The organism is Amycolatopsis sp. NPDC004772, assembly GCF_053601215.1.
This window is the reverse complement of record NZ_JBSGBK010000079.1, coordinates 1-18,335: the sequence shown is the minus strand read 5'-3', so window position 1 is coordinate 18,335 and position 18,335 is coordinate 1. Positions and strand designations below refer to the sequence as shown.

Sequence of the window (18,335 nt, the reverse complement as noted above, 5' to 3'; positions counted from 1 at the left end):
CCCCCCGGCCTCTCAGTGAGGGCATCCGTGCTTCGACCACCCGACAACGGTAAGGCCAGGCACCGACAACTCCGAGCGCCTTGAGGTCACAGACCCGAGTTGTCCACAGCCGGTTCCACTTGTGGACAACTCGGCCGTTCCGGCTCCTTGCGGGGCCTTCCCGTCGCGACCGGGTGCGATCCTGCGGACATGATCCTCGACACCGCGGACATGCCACCGGTCCTCCTGCCGGCCCACCCTGCCCTGCTCCCGGGCCTCACCGTGCTCGAACGCGGCCCGCGCGAGATCCAGATCGGCCTCGATCCGCGTCACGGCGTGATCGTCGAAAACCTGTCCCCGCACCTCCTCGCGAAAGTGCGCGCCCTCGACGGCAGCAAACCCGTCGAGCGGCTTCTGCTCGCGGAGAGCGAACACCGCGAGCAGCTGCACACGCTCCTGCGGCAGCTGACCGCGCTCGGCCTGGTCACCGACGCCGGCCGCCCCGACGGCCCGGGCCTGCGTGGCGAGCCCGGCCTCTGGTCGCTGCGCGCCCGGCACCACCAGGCGGCGATGGCCGAGCGGCGGCGCGCCGCCGCGATCTCCGTGCACGGCGAGGGCCGGGTGGCGGTGGCGGCCGCCGTGCTGCTGGCCAACGCCGGCATCGGGCACGTCGAGCTGCAGGTCCCGGGCACGGTGACCGAGCACGATCTGGGCTCCGGCTTCACCGCCGCGGACCTGGGCCGGTCCCGGCGCCACGCCCTCGCCGACCTGCTCCGCCGGGTCGATCCCGAGGTCCGCGTCACCCGCCTGCACGACCGGCACCCGAACCTCGCCCTGCTCACCGACGCCGTCGTGCCGGCGCCCGAGCTCGTCGCCGAGCTGATGGGTGACGGCGTCCCGCACCTGGCGGCGCGCGTCCGCGACGGCACGGCGATCGTCGGGCCTCTGGTCGTGCCCGGCCGCAGCTCGTGCCTGCGCTGCGCCGACCTGCACCGCACGGAGCGCGACCCGTGCTGGCCGCGCGTCGCCGGGCAGCTCGCCGGCCGGCACCAGCGGCCCGACCTCGGCGCGGTCCAGTCCTGCGCGTCGCTGGCCGTCGCCCAGGCCATGCGGGTGCTGTCCCCGAGCGCGCCGGCCCCGCCGACGTGGAACGCGACCCTCGAAATCGACGCCTTCGACGGCCGGATCCGGCACCGGGGCTGGCCGCCGCACCCGCTCTGCCGGTGCGGTGCCCGGGAGGTGATCTCGGAGACGTAGCCCACGAAGACGTCGTGCGCAGGCTGCGCGTGGCCGAGACCGCAGGGCAGAATCGCGGGTGTGACCGACTTCCGCGACCCAGCCGATCGTGACACCGCGATGCCGCGCAAGGGTGCCGCCCGTACCGCCAAGCTCGCCAGTCTCCCGCTCGGCATCGCCGGCCGGGCAGTCGGCGGCTGGGGCAAGCGGCTCGCGGGTCAGAGCGCGGAACAGGTGAACGCGACGCTGTCGGCGAAGGCCGCCGAGCAGCTGTTCGAGGTGCTCGGCACGCTCAAGGGCGGCGCGATGAAGTTCGGCCAGGCGCTGAGCGTGTTCGAAGCGGCGGTCCCGGACGACATGGCGAAGCCGTACCGCGAGGCGCTGACGAAGCTGCAGGCCGCCGCGCCGCCGATGTCGGTCCGGCAGACCCACCGGGTGCTCGCCGAGCAGCTGGGCCGCACCTGGAGCAGCCGGTTCGCGTCCTTCGACGACGAGCCGGCGGCGGCCGCGAGCATCGGCCAGGTGCACCGCGCGGTCTGGCACGACGGTCGCGCGGTCGCGGTCAAGGTGCAGTACCCGGGCGCCGACGAGGCCCTGCGCAGCGACCTGCGCCAGTTGCAACGGTTCAGCAGGCTGTTCCAGGCGTTCGTGCCCGGCACCGAGGTCAAGCCGCTGCTGGCCGAGCTCTCGGAGCGGATGAACGAGGAGCTCGACTACCAGGCCGAGGCCCAGCACCAGCGCGCCTTCGCGAAGGCGTTCGAGGGCGACCCCGGCATCCTGGTGCCGCGGGTGGTGGCGAGCGCGCCGAAGGTCGTCGTGACGGAGTGGGCGAATGGCACCCCGCTGTCGAAGGTGATCGCGGACGGTGATCGCGAAACCCGGAACCTCGCGGGCCGGTTGCTGGCGGAGTTCCACTACTCGTCGCCCGAGCGCGTCCACCTGCTGCACTCGGACCCGCATCCGGGCAACTTCATGATCACCGAAGACGGCAGGCTGTGCGTCATCGACTTCGGCGGGGTGGCCCGGTTGCCCGAAGGCATCCCCCGCCACCTGGGCGAGATGACGCGGCTGGCGCTGGACGGCGAGTCCGCCGAGCTGATGCGCCTGCTGCGGGAGAACCGGTTCATCAAGCCGGACAGCGACCTGACCGCGGATGAAGTGCTCGCCTACCTCGCGCCGTTCACCGAGCCGCTGGCGGCGCCGACGTTCCACTTCACCCGGCGTTGGATGCAGAAGCAGGCCGGACGGGTCGGCGACAGCCGCGGCAACGACTTCCGGGTCGGCCGTTCGCTCAACCTGCCGCCCGAGTACCTGATGATCCACCGGGTGACGGCGGGCTCGACGGGCATCCTCTGCCAGCTCGACGCCGAGATCCCGGCCCGCGGCATCGTCGAGCGCTGGCAGCCGGGGTTCGCTGCCTGAGTTGTCCACAGGGTGGGCCTCGAACGGCGGGTTGAGGTCGAGTTGTCCACAGGCGGCGGGGAGGGGGTTCCACCCGGTTGGCCGAGCGGTCATGATCTTTGTATGACTGCTACACAGTGCACCGATCCGCTCACCATTCGTAACCCGCGCGGGCGCGAGGTGATGAACCTCGAACAGTTACGCCGAGCCGGCATATCCGACCGAAGAACCCGGCGGCTCTGCGGTCCGGGAGGGCCGTGGCGCCGCCTGCACCCCGGTGTCGTCCTGCTGCGCAACACGGCCCCGACGCGGCAGCAGCTGCTGCACGCCGCGATCGTCCGATACGGGCCCGGGGTGGTGATCACCGGCGCCGACGCCCTGCAGGCCCACGGCGTGAAGTGCCCGGCGGAAACCGACATCCACCTGCTGGTGCCCCACCACTGCCGGGTGGTGGCCTGCGAAGGCGTCCGCCTCGCGCGCACGGCCCGGTTGCCGGACCCGGTGGAGGTCGACGACCTCCCGTTCGCGCCGCCGGCGAGGGCGACGCTGGACCTGGCCCGCTCGGAACCCGACCCGGCCCGCATCCGGCACCTGCTGACGCTGCCGCTGTATTGGGGCCTCTGCAACCGCCAGGAGCTGCTGGCGGAGCTCGAGGCCGGCCCCCAGCGCGGCACGGCGTTGGTCCGCAGGGTGCTGCGCGAGCTCGACGAGGGGCCGATCCAGGCCCACGGCCTGGCCGCCCGCGTCCTCGACCACGTACCGCTGCCGCCGCCGAGCTGGGACCAGACGATCTGCGACCGCCGCGGCCGCCGCATCGGCGAGGCGGATGCTTGGTGGGATGAGCTGGGCCTGGCCTGGCAGTACCGCTGCACCCCGGGCCCCGGAGGAGGCTTCAGCCACCTGGCCCTGGCGGCGACGGGAATCGTCCTGGTCCGCTGCACGGTCCGGCAGTTGCAGAAGGTCCCCCAGGAAGTGGCGCAGGAGCTGGCCAGGGCGTACGGCGACGCGTCCCGGACACCCCGCCCCAAGGTCCGCGCAGTCCCGCAGGCACCGATCGGTGACGCGGCCTGATGCCGCCACCACGCTCAGGAGGTCGAAGTGATCACCAGTACTCGTCCGGCAGCTTGCCTTCGATGTCCCGGACATGCTGCCGGGCGCAGTCCGGGCAGAGCCACCGCAGCGCGCCCCGCTCACGGGTGGACACCCAGGCGAGCGCCGTAGCCGGATCATCATCGGCCGCGCGAGCCCGCCCGCACCGCGTGCACACCACCGGCTCCGGCGCGCTCACCGCAACCGTCCACAGTGGATCGCCTTGGCGCCGAGCAGGTAAAGATCGTCCCGGTGGCCGAGATAGTCCGGGCTCCGCGGATCGGTGAGCGCGGCCACGGCGGCGAGGTCATCGGCATCGAGCCAGTCCCCGGCCGACTCCGCAAGCCACCCGACGCGCTGGACGACGTACGCACGCAGCAGGTCCGAGCCGGGCATCGGGTGATCGATGAGAGCACCGAAGGATTCGACATCCTCGAGCCCGGCTTCGCGAAGAGCCCGCGGCCAGCCGTAGGGCATGCCGACGCTGCCCGCAACCCCGGCCCGCATCCGTTCGAACCAAGCCCCCCGGGCGGCGAGCAACCGCTGCTCCAACCCGGGCCGCCCGACACCCAGCTCCCACGGAAGGCACCGCATCTCGAGCCCACCCTCGGAGACGGCCAGCACCCCACCGGCCCGCAACAAGCCGGCCAGCGTCCGCAGGGCGGCTTGCTGATCACCGACGTGGTGCACCACCCCGGACGCCCAGACAAGATCGGCAGCGGGAACGGCCAGAGCGGGATCGGTGAGGTCCCCGAGCAGGCTGACCACCTCAACGGAGTTCCCGGCCACCTCGGCAACGGCCCGTTCGGCCTCGACAAGCAGCTTGGAGGTGGCATCGAAGAGCACAACGGTCCCACCGGAGCCGAGGGCAAGCGCACGCGCGAAGAGCACGCTCATCCCCCCGGCCCCACACCCGACATCGACAACGGTCGGCCGAGCCCCCACGGACCCGACCAGCCGCCGAGCAACGGGCCCGAGCGCCTCGGCATCAAGGGCATCGGCCATGCGCAACTGAGCCAGGCGGTCCGCCCAGTCGATGTCGCCGTGGGAATGTCCGGACATCACCCCATTCAACACCAGCACCCCGCGCCCGGAGCACCGCGCAACGAGACCACCCGAAGGAGGCCAAGCCGCACCAGCGCGCCCGCCCGGCGCAGCGCCACCCACACCACAGAGACCACGCGCCCGGCCCAGCCGCGCCCCTCAGCCCGCCCCGGACCGACAACCGCCCGCGCGCGACCACTCACTGCGGGCGCGCCTCCGGCCCAGCCGCGCACCACCGCGGAACCGCGCCACCCGCCGACCCAAACCGCGCCCCGCAATCCGCCCACCGGGCCATACCGCACCGCACCATCCGCCCGCCGGACCGAACCGCGCCACGCCACCCACCCGCCGGACCAAACCGCGCCACGCCACCCACCGGCCCGACCAAACCGCGCCACCCACCTGCCGGACCAAACCGCGCCACGCCGTCCGCCGGAGCGAACCACACCGCGCGATCCCGTCCGTCAAGCCGCAGCCCGATCCAACCGCCGGACCAAACCGCGCCACGCGACCCCGACCGTCGGGCCCCACAGCACCACCCCCCGGGCCGCGCCAGCCACTACCTGGCCAAGCCGTGCGCTCCCACCAGACCGCGCACCAAAAGCGCGAAGGCCCCCACCACCCCCGAAACAGGGGGCGGCAGGGGCCTGCGCTCAGCTCTGGTCCTGATACCGCTCAGCCCGACGAGCAGCCCACCGGGCCACTCGCGACCATCGCCGGGCGGCGCGGACGCTACCTCGGGCCCGCTGGGCGCGGACCCCCTCCTCCAGGTCCCGTATTCGGGCCCTGGACAGTTCTTCGTAAAGCAACATCTCGCTGATCTCCTCGATCTCGGTCTTCGTCAGCTGCAGCTGCTCGCTGCGGGGGTGGGCTTCGTAATCCCTCGTGGTGACCGGTTCGACGCTCATGCGGCGGCGCTCCGGTGATCGCCGCCGGCCTTGGCCGCGGCGGGCTCGACTGCGTTCTTGCGCGGGCGGCCTCGGGGCCGCTTGCGCGCGATCACCGCGCCGCGCTCGAAGATCTCGCCGCCCCAGACGCCCCAGGGCTCGCGGCGGGCCAGGGCGCCCGCCAGGCAGGCCTCGCGGACCGGGCAGTCCGCGCACTGCGCCTTGGCGCGCTCGAGCTCGGCCGGGGACTCCGCGAACCACAGGTCCGCGTCGCCCGAACGGCAGGGCAGCGCGACGTCGGGGACGTCGATCGGGTCGAGCAGGTCGGCGAATATTGCCTCACCCGAGGTGTAGGCGATGGCCGAAGACATGGGGGTTCCTCCTTGTGTCGTACGGGTTTTCGGTTGAGTGCTGGAGCTGGGCAACGCTGGTTCCTCTTGGGTTGTGCAGCCAAAAACACGAAGGCCGCGGATCCGGGTTTTCCGGTTCCGCGGCCTTCGTGAGCCTCGTGTCCTGACTAGGTCAGGAACTTCGCTCCCGTATCGACAACGGAACACGGAACTGCTTGATGGTCGGCAGATCGGCCTGCGGGTACGCGGCGACAACGCCCTGCGTCCCGAAGACGACGACACCGGTGGCCCAACGACGCGAGACGCGCCGCATGCCACGGATCTCGTGAGCGCTCGCGAACACATCGGTGCCCGGGCGCTGAGCAGCCGCAACTTCCGCGGCGCAGGACAGACGGGTGCCCGGGTTCGTGAGCGTCATGTTGATGGTCATTTCACCGGCACCTCCTTCTGTACTCTGTACACGCGGCCGCCGAGCGGCGCTGTCCGTAGATCCCCAGTCGAGCCCTTCGGGCTCGGTACTGGCAGGTTATTGCTCTCCACCACACCGGTGCAACTCAATTAACGGGAAAATCCTCGAAGTTACGAAGATCGCCCCTGAGCAGCGGGTTCGCCGCGTCGATCATGGTCCGGACGCGGTCAAGAACCCGTCGAGGCCCGGACGACGCCGAGGATCTCCGCGCCGAAGCGCTCGAGCTTCGTCGCGCCGATGCCGGAGATCGACACCAGCGCCGCCTCGTCGGCCGGGCGCTGCTCGGCGATGGCCATCAGCGTCGCGTCCGTGAAGACGACGAACGCCGGCACCTTGAGCTCGCGCGCCCGGTCGGCGCGCCACGACTTCAGCCGCTCCAGCAGGTCCTCATCCACTGTGGACGGGCAGCGCCCGCAGCGGCCCAGCTTGACGTCGAGGGTCTCCAGCAGCGGCCCGCCGCAGACGCGGCAGCGCGTCTTGACCGGCGTCGACGGCTTCTGCTGCTGGGACCGTGCCACCCTGGCCGCCGGGTGGTCCTCCGGGACCAGGCCGTAGAGGAACCGGCTGCGCCGCCGGTTGCGCCGCGCGCCCGGCGTGCGGGCCAGCGCCCAGGACAGCCACAGGTGCTCGCGGGCCCGGGTGACGCCGACGTAGAACAGCCGCCGCTCCTCCTCGATCGCCGCTTCGTCGCCGTCGGCGTGCAGGATCGGCATCGTGCCCTCGGCCAGGCCGACCAGGAACACCGCGTCCCACTCCAGGCCCTTCGCCGCGTGCAGCGACGCCAGCGTCACGCCCTCGACCGTCGGCGGGTGCTGGGCCGCGGCGCGCTGGTCGAGCTCGGCGTTGAACCGGGGCAGGTCGGCGTCCTCGACCGTCGAGGCGAGCTCCTCGGCCAGCTCGACGATCGCCAGCAGCGCGTCCCAGCGTTCCTTCGCCGCGCCACCCGCCGGCGGCGACTCGGTCAGGCCGACCCGCGCGAGCACCGACCGCACCGTCGTGACCAGGTCGGAACTGACGTCGCCGCTCGCCGCCCGCAGCGCGGACATCGCCTGCCGGACCTCCGTCCGGTTGAAGAACCGCTCGCCGCCGCGGACCAGGTACGGGATGCCGGCGTCGGCCAGCGCCGACTCGTAGGCCTCCGACTGGGCGTTGATCCGGTAGAGGACCGCGATCTCGCTCGCCGACACACCGCCGTCGAGCAGCTCGCGCACCCGGCGCGCGACCGCGCCGGCCTCGACCGCCTCGTCGTCGAACTCGGCGAAGCGCGGCTCCGGTCCCGGCGGCCGCTGCCCGATCAGCTTCAGCCGCGAGCCCGCCGGCCGGCCCCGCGCCGCGCCGATCACGCGGTTGGCCAGCGCGACGACCTCGGGCGTCGACCGGTAGTCGCGTTCGAGGCGGACGACGGTGGCGTCCGGGTAGCGCCGCGTGAACTCCAGCAGCGGCCGCGGCGACGCGCCGCCGAAGGAGTAGATGGTCTGGTTGGCGTCGCCGACGACGGTCAGGTCGTCGCGGCCGCCGAGCCACGCGTCGAGCAGGCGCTGCTGCAGCGGCGTGACGTCCTGGTACTCGTCGACGACGAAGCAGCGGTAGCGGTCCCGGAACTCCTCGGCGACGGCGCCGTGCTCCTCGAGCACCGCGGTCGTGTGCAGCAGGAGGTCGTCGAAGTCGAGCACCTGCGCGGTGTTCTTCAGCTCCTCGTAGCTCCGGTAGACCTCGGCGACCTGCGCCGCCGGCGCCGGGATGTCGCGCTGGGCGCGCGCGGTGACGGCCGGGTAGTCGTCCGGGCTGATCAGCGACGCCTTCGCCCACTCGATCTCGCTCGCCAGGTCGCGCAGGACTTCGACCTCGGTGCCGAGCTTGGCCCGGTTCGCGGCCTGGCCGACGTACCGCAGCTTGTTCTCCAGCAGGTCCCACGGCCGGTCCCCGACCACGCGCGGCCAGAAGTACCGGAGCTGGCGGCGGGCGGCGGCGTGGAACGTCAGCGCCTGCGCCGCGTCGACGCCGAGGCCGCGCAGCCGGGTCCGCATCTCCCCCGCGGCGCGCGTCGTGAAGGTGACGGCGAGGACCTGACCGGCGGAAACGTGCCCGGACCGGACGAGGTGGGCGATCCGGTGGGTGATCGTGCGGGTCTTGCCCGTGCCGGCGCCGGCGAGCACGCAGACCGGCCCCCGTGGGGCACTGGCGGCGGCGCGCTGCTCGGGGTCGAGGCCATCGAGCAGACGGTTCAGGCTCCTGGGTGAAAGTACGCCGGTCACGTCCGGCATCCTCGCAGAGGGGGACGGGGAAACGGGGCAGGGGCACGCGGCCGTATCCTGGTCATATGGCGGGTAAGCAGGACAAGGAAGCGGCCAAGCAGGCCAAGAAGGAGAAGCGCGCGGCGAGCAAGGCACGCCGTGGCCAGCTCTTCGAGGCCTTCAAGATGCAGCGCAAGGAAGACCCCTGGCTCATCCCGTGGATGGTCGGGGCGATCGTCGTCGTCGCCGGCGTGGCGTTCGGCATCGGGTTCTTCTTCGACGCGCAGTGGGTGCTGCTGCCGCTGGGCCTGGTCCTCGGCGCCCTGCTCGCCATGATCATCTTCGGCCGGCGCGTCCAGAAGACGGTCTACTCGAAGGCCGACGGCCAGCCCGGCGCTGCGGCGTGGGCACTGGAGAACCTGCGCGGCCGCTGGAAGGTGACGCCGACCGTGGCGGCGACCACCCAGCTCGACGCGGTGCACCGGGTCCTCGGCGGCCCCGGCGTCGTGCTGGTCGCCGAAGGCGCGCCGCACCGCGTGAAGACGCTGCTCGCCCAGGAGAAGAAGCGCGTCTCCCGCCTGATCGGCGACACGCCGATCTACGACGTGACGATCGGCCACGACGAGGGCCAGCTCCCGCTGAAGAAGCTCCAGGGCTACCTGATGAAGCTGCCCCGCAACCTCAAGCCGGCCCAGGTCGACGCGCTCGAAGCGAAGCTGGCCGCCCTCGGCAACCGCGGCGCGGCCCTGCCGAAGGGCCCGATGCCGGCCGGCGCGAAGATGCGCAACGTCCAGCGGACGATCCGCCGCCGCTGACCCCCGCGTACGAGAAGGCCCCCGCCCGGATCCCGGGTGGGGGCCTTTTCACATGCGCCCGGCCGCCGGTGCCGCTCGGGGTCGCGGCCCTCAGCGCATCCGGATGACCACGGTGCCGGTCAGCCGGTCGAGCCAGCTGCGGCCGTCGGCGTTGCGGACCGCCGCCGGGATGAGCACGAACGTCAGCGCGGCCCGGACCAGCGCGCGCAGCGGGCCGACCAGCGCGGCGCCGTCGAGCCGGGCGACGCGGATGCCGACGACGGCCATCCCCGGCGTGAAGCCGAAGAAGCCGGCCGAGACGACCGAGATGACCGCCCAGACGCCGCCGGACCAGAGGTTGAACTGCTGCATCGCGGCCGGGTCCTGCAGGCTCGGGTGCAGGAAGATGGCCGTGACCAGGGCCGCCACCACGAGGTCGACGATCAGCCCGAGCAGCCGCGCGCCCCCGCTCGCCGCCGAGCCGACGCCCGATTCCGGCAAACCGAACTTCTCGCCCGGCCACCGCGAGCCGTGTTGATCAGTACCCGGACCACCGTCGCCGGTGCCGGGCAGCCATTCACCGGTCCATCTCGCCACCCGTCCAGGGTATGCCGGTGGCGTGGAGCACATCCGACCTGGTCGGATACCCGATATCGACCACCCGTTAACACCGGCGAAACATACGGGTGACGGTCGGGCAACACCGCACTTTTAGCGTGAGCCGAAGAGAGCACTGCCGTACGAGCTCGAACGAGAAGGAGTCACCGAGGGTGCCCACTACTCCAGACGACATCCAGCGCCTCATCGCCGATGAGGACGTCGAGGTCATCGACGTCCAGTTCTGCGACCTGCCCGGCGTGATGCAGCACTTCACGGTTCCCGCGAAGGCCTTCACCGAAGAGGCCTTCGAAGAGGGTCTCGCGTTCGACGGCTCCTCGGTGCGCGGCTTCCAGTCCATCCACGAGTCCGACATGCTGCTGCTGCCGGACGCGGCCACCGCGCGGATCGACCCGTTCCGCAAGGCGAAGACGCTGGCCCTCAACTTCTTCGTGCACGACCCGTTCACCCGGGAGGCGTACAGCCGCGACCCGCGCAACATCGCGCGCAAGGCCGAGCAGTACATCTCCGAGTACGGCGTCGCCGACAACGTCTACTTCGGTCCCGAAGCCGAGTTCTACATCTTCGACTCGGTCCGCTTCGACTCCGCCGAGCACGCCTCCTTCCACGAGATCGACTCGATCGAAGGCTGGTGGAACACCGGCGCCGACGAGGTGGGCGGCAACCAGGGCTACAAGACGAAGTTCAAGGGCGGCTACTTCCCCGTCCCGCCGGTCGACCACTTCGCCGACCTGCGCGACGACATCGTCCGCAACCTGCAGGGCTCCGGTTTCGAGATCGAGCGCGCGCACCACGAGGTGGGCACCGCCGGCCAGACCGAGATCAACTATAAGTTCAACACGCTGCTGCACGCGGCGGACGACCTGCAGCTGTTCAAGTACATCGTGAAGAACACGGTGTTCGCGGCGGGCAAGACGGCGACGTTCATGCCGAAGCCCCTCGCCGGCGACAACGGCTCGGGCATGCACTGCCACCAGTCGCTGTGGAAGGACGGCCAGCCACTGTTCCACGACGAGTCGGGCTACGCCGGCCTGTCGGACACCGCGCGCCACTACATCGGCGGCCTGCTCAAGCACGCCCCGAGCCTGCTGGCCTTCACGAACCCGACGGTGAACTCCTACCACCGCCTGGTCCCGGGCTTCGAGGCCCCGGTTTCGCTGGTCTACTCGCAGCGCAACCGCTCGGCGTGCGTCCGCATCCCGATCACGGGCAACAACCCGAAGGCCAAGCGCGCCGAGTTCCGCTGCCCGGACTCGTCGGGCAACCCGTACCTGGCGTTCTCGGCGATGATGATGGCCGGCCTCGACGGCATCCGGAACAAGATCGAGCCCCCGGAGCCGATCGACAAGGACCTCTACGAGCTCCCGCCCGAGGAGGCCAAGGACGTCAAGCTCGTCCCGGGCGACCTCGGCACGGTCCTCGACACCCTGGAAGCGGACCACGACTACCTCCTCGAGGGCGGCGTGTTCACCCCCGACGTGATCGAGACGTGGATCTCGTACAAGCGCGAAAACGAGATCGACCCGCTGCGCCTGCGCCCCCACCCGTACGAGTTCGCCCTGTACTACGACGTGTGATCGGCTAGGACGCCCACGGACACGCCGGTGGCGAGGAGCGAAAAGCCCTCGCCACCGGCGTTTCTCGTCTCACTCCGACGGCGACAGCAGCTTCATGTCCGCGCCCGCCGCTTCATAGTGGCCGCGCGGGTCCGCCACCAGCTTGCGGCGCTCCAGGTCCATCAACCCCAGCGTGCAGGTGATCTCCGCGGCCAGCGTGCCGTCCGGCTTGAGGATGTTGGAATCCATTCTGAACGTCTTGCCGCTGCCGAACTTGACTTCGCACGTCACGTCGACCTCGTCGCCCGCGCGCAGCTCGCGGCGGAACACCACGTGGGTCTCCAAGAGCACCGAAGCCAGGCCCGGCAGCCCCTTCAGCGCGCCCGCCGCTTCGAGGAGTTCCAAGCGGGATACCTCGCCGTACGAGTGGTACACGGCGTGGTTGAGGTGGCCCAGGGTGTCCAGCTCGTAGTGCCGGACCTTGATCCGGGTCCGGAACGGCTCGCGATCGGTCACCAGGCCACTGTAGGTCAGGCTTCGTAGAACAGGTGCTCCACCACCGCGTGCGCCCGCCTGGTGATGCGGCGGTACGTGTCGAGGAACTCGCCGGGGTCGTCGCCCGCCGAGTGGCCGAGGACGCGGGCCACCGCCGCCAGGTCGCGGCCCGAGCCCGGCACCTGGTCGACCGCCTTGCCGCGCACCAGCATCCCCGCGTTGCGCACGCGGGTCGCCAGCAGCCACGCCTCGGCCAGCGAGTCCGCTTCGGGCTGCTCGGCCAGGCCCGCCTCCGGGAGCACCGCCAGCGCGTCGAGCGTCGACGTCGTCCGCAACCCCTCGACCTCGTGGGCGTGCTGGAGCTGCAGGAGCTGCACCGTCCACTCGACGTCCGCGAGGCCGCCGCGGCCGAGCTTCGTGTGCAACGTCGCGTCGGCGCCGCGCGGCATTCGCTCCGTCTCCACCCGCGCCTTGATGCGGCGGATTTCGCGCGCCTTCGTCGCGTCCAGGCCGCCTTCGGGGTAGCGGATCGGGTCGATCATCGCGATGAAACGGTCGCCGAGGTCGTCGTCGCCCGCGATGAACCGGGCGCGCAGCAGCGCCTGTGCCTCCCACACCTCGCCCCACCTCGCGTAGTACGCGCGGTAGGACTCCAGCGTGCGGACCAGCGGCCCGCTCCGGCCCTCCGGGCGCAGGTCGGCGTCGACCTCCAGCGCGGGGTCCGAGCTCGGCGCGCCCAGCATCTTCCGGACGGTCTCCGCGACCGACGAAGCGAACTTCACGGCGTCGGAGTCCGAGACCCCTTCGGACGGCTCGCACACGAAGAGCACGTCGGCGTCGGAGCCGTAGCCGAGTTCGGCGCCGCCGAGCCGGCCCATGCCGATGACGGCGATGCGCGCCGGCGTCCGGCCGAGCTCGGCCTGCCGCTGGCGGAACGCCGAGGCCAGAGCGCCCTGCAGTACCGCGACCCACACCGAAGACAGCGCTTCGCAGACCGCCGGCACGTCGAGCAGCCCGAGCAGGTCCGCGCAGGCGACGCGCAGGAGTTCGTGCCGCCGCAGGGAACGCGCGGCGGCGATGGCCGCGTTCAGCCCGGGCTGGCGCCGGACGGCGGCCCGCAGCGACGTCGCCACCTCGGCGGGCGTGCGGCCCAGCAGGCGGGCCGGGTCGCCGAGCAGCTGCAGCACCTCCGGCGCGCGGACCAGCAGGTCCGGCACCAGCCGGGACGTGCCCAGCAGGAAGGCGAGGTTCTCCACGACCGTGCCTTCGTCGCGCAGGACCCGCAGGTACCACGGGGTTTCTTCGAGCGCCTCGGACACCTTCCGGTACGACAGCAGGCCACCGTCGGGGTCCGGGGTGTCGGCGAAGAGGTCGAGCAGCACCGGCAGCAGCGCCTGCTGGATCGCCGCGCGGCGCGAGACGCCCGCGGTCAGGGTCTTGATGTGCTGGAGCGCGCCGTCGGGTGCGGTGTAGCCGAGCGCGGCCAGGCGGCTGGCGGCCTGCTTCGTGGTCAGGCGCAGCGCCTCGGCCGGCACGTTCGCCACCGACTGCAGCAGCGGCCGGTAGAAGATCTTCTCGTGCAGGCGCCGGATGCCCTTGCCGTGCCGCCGGAACTCCGCGAGCAGCGCCTCGCCCTGGGTCTTGCCGCCGCTCGCCTTGATCCCGCTGGAGCGGGCGATGATCCGCAGCTCGTCGGTGTCCGCGGGCGCCGGGAACAGGTGGGTCCGGCGCAGCCGCCGCAGCTGCAGCCGGTGCTCGATCATCCGCAGGAACTCGTACGACGCGCCCAGCTCGGCGGCGTCCTGACGGCCGACGTAGCCGCCTTCGCCGAGCGCCTCGAGCGCGTCCATCGTGGACGGTGAACGCAGGTCCGCGTCGACCCGGCCGTGCACGAGCTGCAGCAGCTGCACCGCGAACTCGACGTCACGCAGGCCGCCGCGGCCCAGCTTCAGCTCGCGGTCGGCGTGCTCGGACGGCACGTGCCCCTCGACCCGGCGGCGCATCTGCTGCACCTCGGCGACGAAGTTCTCCCGGTCGGCCGCCGACCACACCAGCGGCGCCACCATCTCGGCGTACTGGCGGCCGAGCTCGGCGTCGCCCGCCACCGGCCGCGCCTTGAGCAGCGCCTGGAACTCCCAGGTCTTGGCCCACTTCTGGTAGTAACCGTGGTGGCCGTCCAGCGTGCGGACGAGCGCGCCGGCCTTGCCCTCGGGGCGCAGCGCCGCGTCGACCTCGAAGCACGCCTTGCCGACGACCCGCATCATCGTGCTCGCCAGCCGCGTCGCGAGGCCGAGGTCGCCTTCGCCGACGAAGATGACGTCGACGTCGCTGACGTAGTTGAGCTCCCGGCCGCCGGTCTTGCCCATCGCGATGACCGCCAGGGTGCCTTCGGCGGACGCGCCGGCTTCGGCCTCGGCGACGACCAGCCCGGCCGCGAGCGCGGCCTCCGCGAGCACGGTCAGCTGCGCCGCGACCTCGGCGTAGCCCGGGTGCTCGAGCCCGGCCTCGACGACGTGCCCGAGGTCGGCGGCGGCGATGCCGAGCAGCTGGCCGCGGTAGGCGATCTTGAGGGCCTGCTCGGCTTTGAGCCCGGTGAGCACGGAACCGTCGTCGTCCAGGAGTGCCGTGCGCAGGGCCTCGCGGTAGCAGGCGGAGTCGGTGCACTTGTCGCCGGTGAGCGAGCGCCACTGCTCCGGGTTCGCGGCGAGGAAGTCGGCCAGCGCGCTCGACGTCCCGAGCACGCTGAGGAACCGCCCGCGGAAGGTGCGATGGCCGCGGAGCTGCGCTTCGAGCTCGGCCCACTCGGCGGCGTCGGCCTCGCGGATCCGGTCCAGGCCGCGCAGCGCGAGGTCCGGGTCGGCGGTGCGGGACAACGCCGCGAGCACGTCGGCGGCCGCCTCGACCGGGCCGGCGTCGGCCCACCAGCCGGCCGCGCGCAACTGACCCTCGGCACGGGAGTCGGTGAAGCCGTACCTCGCCGCCGAAGCGGTCGTTCGCGCGCGGTCTGCCATCACCGACCACCGTAGCCGGGGAACGCGGCTCAGGCGGCGAGCCGGCCCGGCTCGGTCCCGGCGGGCGTCGGCTCGGGCACCTGGAAGCTGTGCGCGGTGACGGGGTGGCGTCGCGAAAGCAGGTAGATGCCGAGGCCGACGCCGGCCCCGGCGACGCCCACGGCGATGGTGCCGGCGTTGCCGAGCGAGGCGATCTTGCCGGAGATCGCGCCGACGATCGCGGCGGCCGGCAGCGTGAACAGCCAGGCGACGACCATCCGGCCGGCCATCCGCCAGCGGACCGGCGCGTCCCGGCGGCCGACGCCGGAGCCGACGATCCCGCCGGAGCAGACGTGCGTCGTCGACAGCGGGAAGCCCAGCCGCGACGAGACCAGGATGACCAGCGCCGAGCTCGTCTGGGCGGCGAAGCCCTGCGGGCCCTCGATGTCGGTGAGGCCCTTGCCCAGGGTGTGGGTGATGCGCCAGCCGCCGAGGTAGGTGCCGAGCGCGAGCGCGCACGCGGCGCTGATGATCACCCAGATGGGCGGCGACGCGCCCGCGGGGAGGCTGCCCGCAGTGACGAGGGTGAGCGTGATGACGCCCATCGTCTTCTGCGCGTCGTTGGTGCCGTGCGCGAGCGAGACCAGGGACGCCGAGACGATCTGGCCGACCTTGAACCCGCGGGTGGCGGGCCGGCCGCGAACCAGGAAGCGGTAGACGAGGTAGGTGGCGGTCATCGCGACGAGCCCGGCGATGACCGGGCTGGCCGCGGCCGGGAGCAGGACCTTCTCGACGATCTTTCCGAAGTGGACCGAGTCGGCCCCCGCGGAGATCCAGGTGGCACCGATCAGGCCGCCGAACAGCGCGTGCGACGAACTCGACGGCAGGCCGACGAACCACGTCACGAGGTTCCAGACGATCGCGCCGATCAGCCCCCCGAAGACGATCGCCGGGCCGATCTTGGTGTCGTCCACCAGGCCGCTGGAGATCGTCTTGGCGACTTCGACGGAGAGGAACGCGCCGACCAGGTTCAGCACCGCCGAGATCGCGACGGCCACGCGGGGCTTGAGCGCCCCGGTGGCGATCGACGTGGCCATCGAGTTCGCGGTGTCGTGGAACCCGTTCGTGAAATCGAAAATGAGGGCCGTGACGACGACGACCACGACCAGCAACGAGGGTTGCACCCCGACCTCCGCACCCTTGTGGGGACTTCTCCCGCAAGGTACCTGACGGGTACGCCTGGCGTTAACAGGACGTTGCTGGTTGTGACCTCTGTCGTTAAGCCAGCGGTAACGTCCGTTGACTCGTCAGCGCGGGCTCGAGTTCTCCGGCGGCCAGCTTGACGAACCGCTGTGCGAACGGGCGCCAGGTCTCCTCGATGTCGGCGTGCACGGTGACTAGCGAGTCGTGCTCGAGCGAGCCGGGCCGGGCGAATTCGGCTTCCTCGGGGCATTCCGCGGCCCAGCTCTCGACGACTTCGGGCGTCGTCTCGATGTGGAACTGGACACCGTAGACACAACGCCCGAGCCGGTAGGCCTGGTGGGCGTAGCGCGGGGAGGACGCGAGCAGCTCGGCGCCGGGTGGGAGCCGGGTGATGGCGTCGGTGTGGAACTGGAGGACGTCCTGCACGAGCGGCAGGTCGGCGAACAGCGGGTCGGTCCACGCCGCGTCCTTCTTGCTGACGAGGTGCGGACCGACCTCCGGCCCGTCCGGGGCGACCTCGACGCGGCCCCCGGTGGCGACGGCCAGCAGCTGCGAGCCGAGGCAGATGCCCAGGGTGGGCAGGTTCTTCGCGGCGGCCTTGGCCAGCAGCCGCCGGACGTCGGCAAGCCACGGGTGCTTGGCGTCGTCCTCGGCGCCCATGCCGCCGCCGAGGCAGACGACGGCCTGGTAGCCGTCGAGCTCGGGCAGGTCTTGCTCCGGCTGCAGGCGGACGTCGAGTTCCGCGCCGGCCTCGGTCAGCCAGTCGCCGAGGGGGCCCAGCGGGTCCGACGTGTCCGGCTGGATGATCAGGATTCGGGTCACGTGTCCAGGGTAGGTCAGCAGGCGCAGCGGATGGCCGGGGCTTTGTCGCCTTCGACCGGGTAGCCGGCGGCGATCCAGGCGGTGATGCCGCCGGAGAGCCGTTTCACCTTGAAGCCGAGCTGGGCGAGCTTGAGTGCGCCCTTGGTGGCGGCGTTGCAGACGGAGCTTTCGCAGTAGCAGACGTACACGAGGTCGCGATCGAGGTGTTGCGTGCTTTCCGGTGTCAGGTCCCGGTAGGGCAGGTTGATCGCGCCGGGGATGCGGGCGTGGGCGAAGGCTTCGGGCGCCCGGGTCTCGACGACGACGTAGCCGTCGGTGCGGCCGGCTTCGAGGTCCTGGACCAGGTCGTCGGGATCGACCTCGAAGCCGAGCTCGGCCGCGAAGTGCGCGGCGGCGGCCTCGGGTGCGGCGGCGGGGAAGGCGAGTGTGCGCGTCATGGGGTAAATCCTGCTGGCACAGCGGGTTTCCGGACAGGGCAGAATCGGCGTGGAAGCCCGGCCTGGCCGGGGATTTCCCTGTTCTGGCCCTGCGAACCCGGGAGAGTTGCGGTGGACCACCTCGACGACGTCGACTGGCGCCTGCTGGAGCTCCTCCAGGAGGACGGCCGGCTGAGTTTCTCGGAGCTGGGTCGCCGTGTGGCACTGTCCGGCTCGGCGGTGACGGAGCGGGTCCGCCGTCTCGAGGAGCGTGGAGTGATCACGGGCTACGCGGCGAGCGTGGACACGACGAAGCTGGGGCTGCCGATCGAGGCGTTGGTCCGGGCGCGGGTGCGGAGCCTCGACACGCCGCGGTTCCGGTCGGCGGTGCTGCCGCTGCCGCAGGTGGTGGCCGCGGATCACGTGACGGGTGAGGAGTGCTGGGTCCTGCGTGTGCTGTGCCGGGACACCGCGGAGCTGGAGGAGCTGCTGGAGAAGGTGCAGCGGTACGGGGAGACGAGCACGTCGCTGGTGTTGTCGTCACCGTTGCGGCGGCGGTCGCCGGCTCGGCCGAGTTGAGCGTGTCCCGGGCATGAGAAAAGGGCCTGGGCCGGGAGACTGTTCGTCTCGACCGGGCCCAGGCCCTCTCCTTCACGTTAAGTTCGGCGGTGTCCTACTCTCCCACAACCCTTCGGTTGCAGTACCATCGGCGCTGTCAGGCTTAGCTTCCGGGTTCGGAATGGGACCGGGCG

General features: G+C 71.7%; 18 protein-coding genes and 1 rRNA gene. 6 read left to right on the top strand and 13 right to left on the bottom strand.

The genetic code is table 11. The annotated features are described in order from the left end of the window. The first annotated feature begins 189 nt into the window (after positions 1–189). The 3 genes from ACWEF6_RS33700 to ACWEF6_RS33690 all read left to right on the top strand — a co-directional run bounded on the left by ACWEF6_RS33700 (position 190) and on the right by ACWEF6_RS33690 (position 3,687). Positions 190–1,236, top strand: a complete 1,047-nt coding sequence (locus ACWEF6_RS33700; RefSeq protein ID WP_449686642.1) for a ThiF family adenylyltransferase — start codon at positions 190–192, stop codon at positions 1,234–1,236. 60 nt (positions 1,237–1,296) lie between these two features. After that, positions 1,297–2,637 carry an ABC1 kinase family protein gene (locus tag ACWEF6_RS33695; protein WP_449686641.1) on the top strand — a complete coding sequence of 447 codons (1,341 nt, stop codon included), beginning with the start codon at positions 1,297–1,299 and terminating at the stop codon, positions 2,635–2,637. Positions 2,638–2,799: 162 nt separating this feature from the next. Beyond that, a complete protein-coding gene (locus ACWEF6_RS33690) occupies positions 2,800–3,687 on the top strand; it encodes a hypothetical protein (RefSeq protein ID WP_449686656.1) in 888 nt (295 codons plus the stop codon). A 31-nt stretch (positions 3,688–3,718) separates the two neighbouring features. Here the strand turns inward: ACWEF6_RS33690 and ACWEF6_RS33685 are convergent, their stop codons facing one another. The 6 genes from ACWEF6_RS33685 to ACWEF6_RS33660 form a co-directional block, all read right to left on the bottom strand. After that, entirely contained in the window at positions 3,719–3,904 is a 186-nt protein-coding gene (locus ACWEF6_RS33685; RefSeq protein ID WP_449686640.1) for a hypothetical protein, read from the bottom strand. Then, complete coding sequence (locus tag ACWEF6_RS33680; protein WP_449686639.1) at positions 3,901–4,767, bottom strand: class I SAM-dependent methyltransferase; 867 nt, start codon at positions 4,765–4,767, stop codon at positions 3,901–3,903. Before ACWEF6_RS33680 ends, ACWEF6_RS33685 begins: the two co-directional genes overlap by 4 nt. Before the next feature lie 635 nt (positions 4,768–5,402). Next, entirely contained in the window at positions 5,403–5,657 is a 255-nt protein-coding gene (locus ACWEF6_RS33675) for a hypothetical protein (protein WP_449686638.1), read from the bottom strand. Beyond that, positions 5,654–6,007, bottom strand: a complete 354-nt coding sequence (locus ACWEF6_RS33670; RefSeq protein ID WP_310975775.1) for a WhiB family transcriptional regulator — start codon at positions 6,005–6,007, stop codon at positions 5,654–5,656. Before ACWEF6_RS33670 ends, ACWEF6_RS33675 begins: the two co-directional genes overlap by 4 nt. Positions 6,008–6,158: 151 nt before the next feature. Beyond that, entirely contained in the window at positions 6,159–6,416 is a 258-nt protein-coding gene (locus ACWEF6_RS33665; RefSeq protein ID WP_449686637.1) for a hypothetical protein, read from the bottom strand. Between the two features lie 206 nt (positions 6,417–6,622). Beyond that, positions 6,623–8,719, bottom strand: coding sequence for an ATP-dependent DNA helicase UvrD2 (locus ACWEF6_RS33660; protein WP_449686636.1), 2,097 nt, complete (start codon positions 8,717–8,719; stop codon positions 6,623–6,625). Between the two features lie 56 nt (positions 8,720–8,775). Between ACWEF6_RS33660 and ACWEF6_RS33655 the strand changes: the two genes are divergently transcribed. Next, on the top strand, positions 8,776–9,504 hold the full coding sequence (locus ACWEF6_RS33655; protein ID WP_449686635.1) for a DUF4191 domain-containing protein: 729 nt from the start codon (positions 8,776–8,778) through the stop codon (positions 9,502–9,504). Positions 9,505–9,594: 90 nt separating this feature from the next. Here ACWEF6_RS33655 and ACWEF6_RS33650 read toward each other — a convergent pair whose 3' ends face one another. Next, on the bottom strand, positions 9,595–9,984 hold the full coding sequence (locus tag ACWEF6_RS33650; protein ID WP_449686655.1) for an RDD family protein: 390 nt from the start codon (positions 9,982–9,984) through the stop codon (positions 9,595–9,597). Positions 9,985–10,253: 269 nt separating this feature from the next. On the opposite strand from ACWEF6_RS33650, the gene glnA reads away from it, so the two are divergent. After that, the gene (gene glnA, locus ACWEF6_RS33645) at positions 10,254–11,678 is read left to right on the top strand and encodes a type I glutamate--ammonia ligase (RefSeq protein WP_086850227.1); all 1,425 of its coding nucleotides are present in this window, start codon (positions 10,254–10,256) and stop codon (positions 11,676–11,678) included. Positions 11,679–11,747: 69 nt separating this feature from the next. Here glnA and ACWEF6_RS33640 read toward each other — a convergent pair whose 3' ends face one another. The 5 genes from ACWEF6_RS33640 to ACWEF6_RS33620 form a co-directional block, all read right to left on the bottom strand. Then, positions 11,748–12,173 carry an acyl-CoA thioesterase gene (locus ACWEF6_RS33640; RefSeq protein WP_449686634.1) on the bottom strand — a complete coding sequence of 142 codons (426 nt, stop codon included), beginning with the start codon at positions 12,171–12,173 and terminating at the stop codon, positions 11,748–11,750. Between the two features lie 14 nt (positions 12,174–12,187). Further along, positions 12,188–15,163 (bottom strand): bifunctional [glutamine synthetase] adenylyltransferase/[glutamine synthetase]-adenylyl-L-tyrosine phosphorylase, encoded by a 2,976-nt coding sequence (locus tag ACWEF6_RS33635; protein WP_449686633.1) that lies wholly within the window; start codon positions 15,161–15,163, stop codon positions 12,188–12,190. 29 nt (positions 15,164–15,192) lie between these two features. Then, positions 15,193–16,326 (bottom strand): anion permease, encoded by a 1,134-nt coding sequence (locus ACWEF6_RS33630; RefSeq protein ID WP_449686632.1) that lies wholly within the window; start codon positions 16,324–16,326, stop codon positions 15,193–15,195. A 94-nt stretch (positions 16,327–16,420) separates the two neighbouring features. After that, on the bottom strand, positions 16,421–17,167 hold the full coding sequence (locus tag ACWEF6_RS33625) for a type 1 glutamine amidotransferase (RefSeq protein WP_310975767.1): 747 nt from the start codon (positions 17,165–17,167) through the stop codon (positions 16,421–16,423). A 14-nt stretch (positions 17,168–17,181) separates the two neighbouring features. Beyond that, positions 17,182–17,604, bottom strand: coding sequence for a rhodanese-like domain-containing protein (locus tag ACWEF6_RS33620; protein WP_449686631.1), 423 nt, complete (start codon positions 17,602–17,604; stop codon positions 17,182–17,184). Between the two features lie 111 nt (positions 17,605–17,715). Between ACWEF6_RS33620 and ACWEF6_RS33615 the strand changes: the two genes are divergently transcribed. Further along, positions 17,716–18,162, top strand: a complete 447-nt coding sequence (locus tag ACWEF6_RS33615) for an Lrp/AsnC family transcriptional regulator (RefSeq protein WP_449686630.1) — start codon at positions 17,716–17,718, stop codon at positions 18,160–18,162. An 81-nt stretch (positions 18,163–18,243) separates the two neighbouring features. On the opposite strand, the gene rrf is transcribed toward ACWEF6_RS33615, so the two are convergent. Then, a 5S ribosomal RNA gene (gene rrf / locus ACWEF6_RS33610) occupies positions 18,244–18,335 on the bottom strand; the annotation flags it as partial.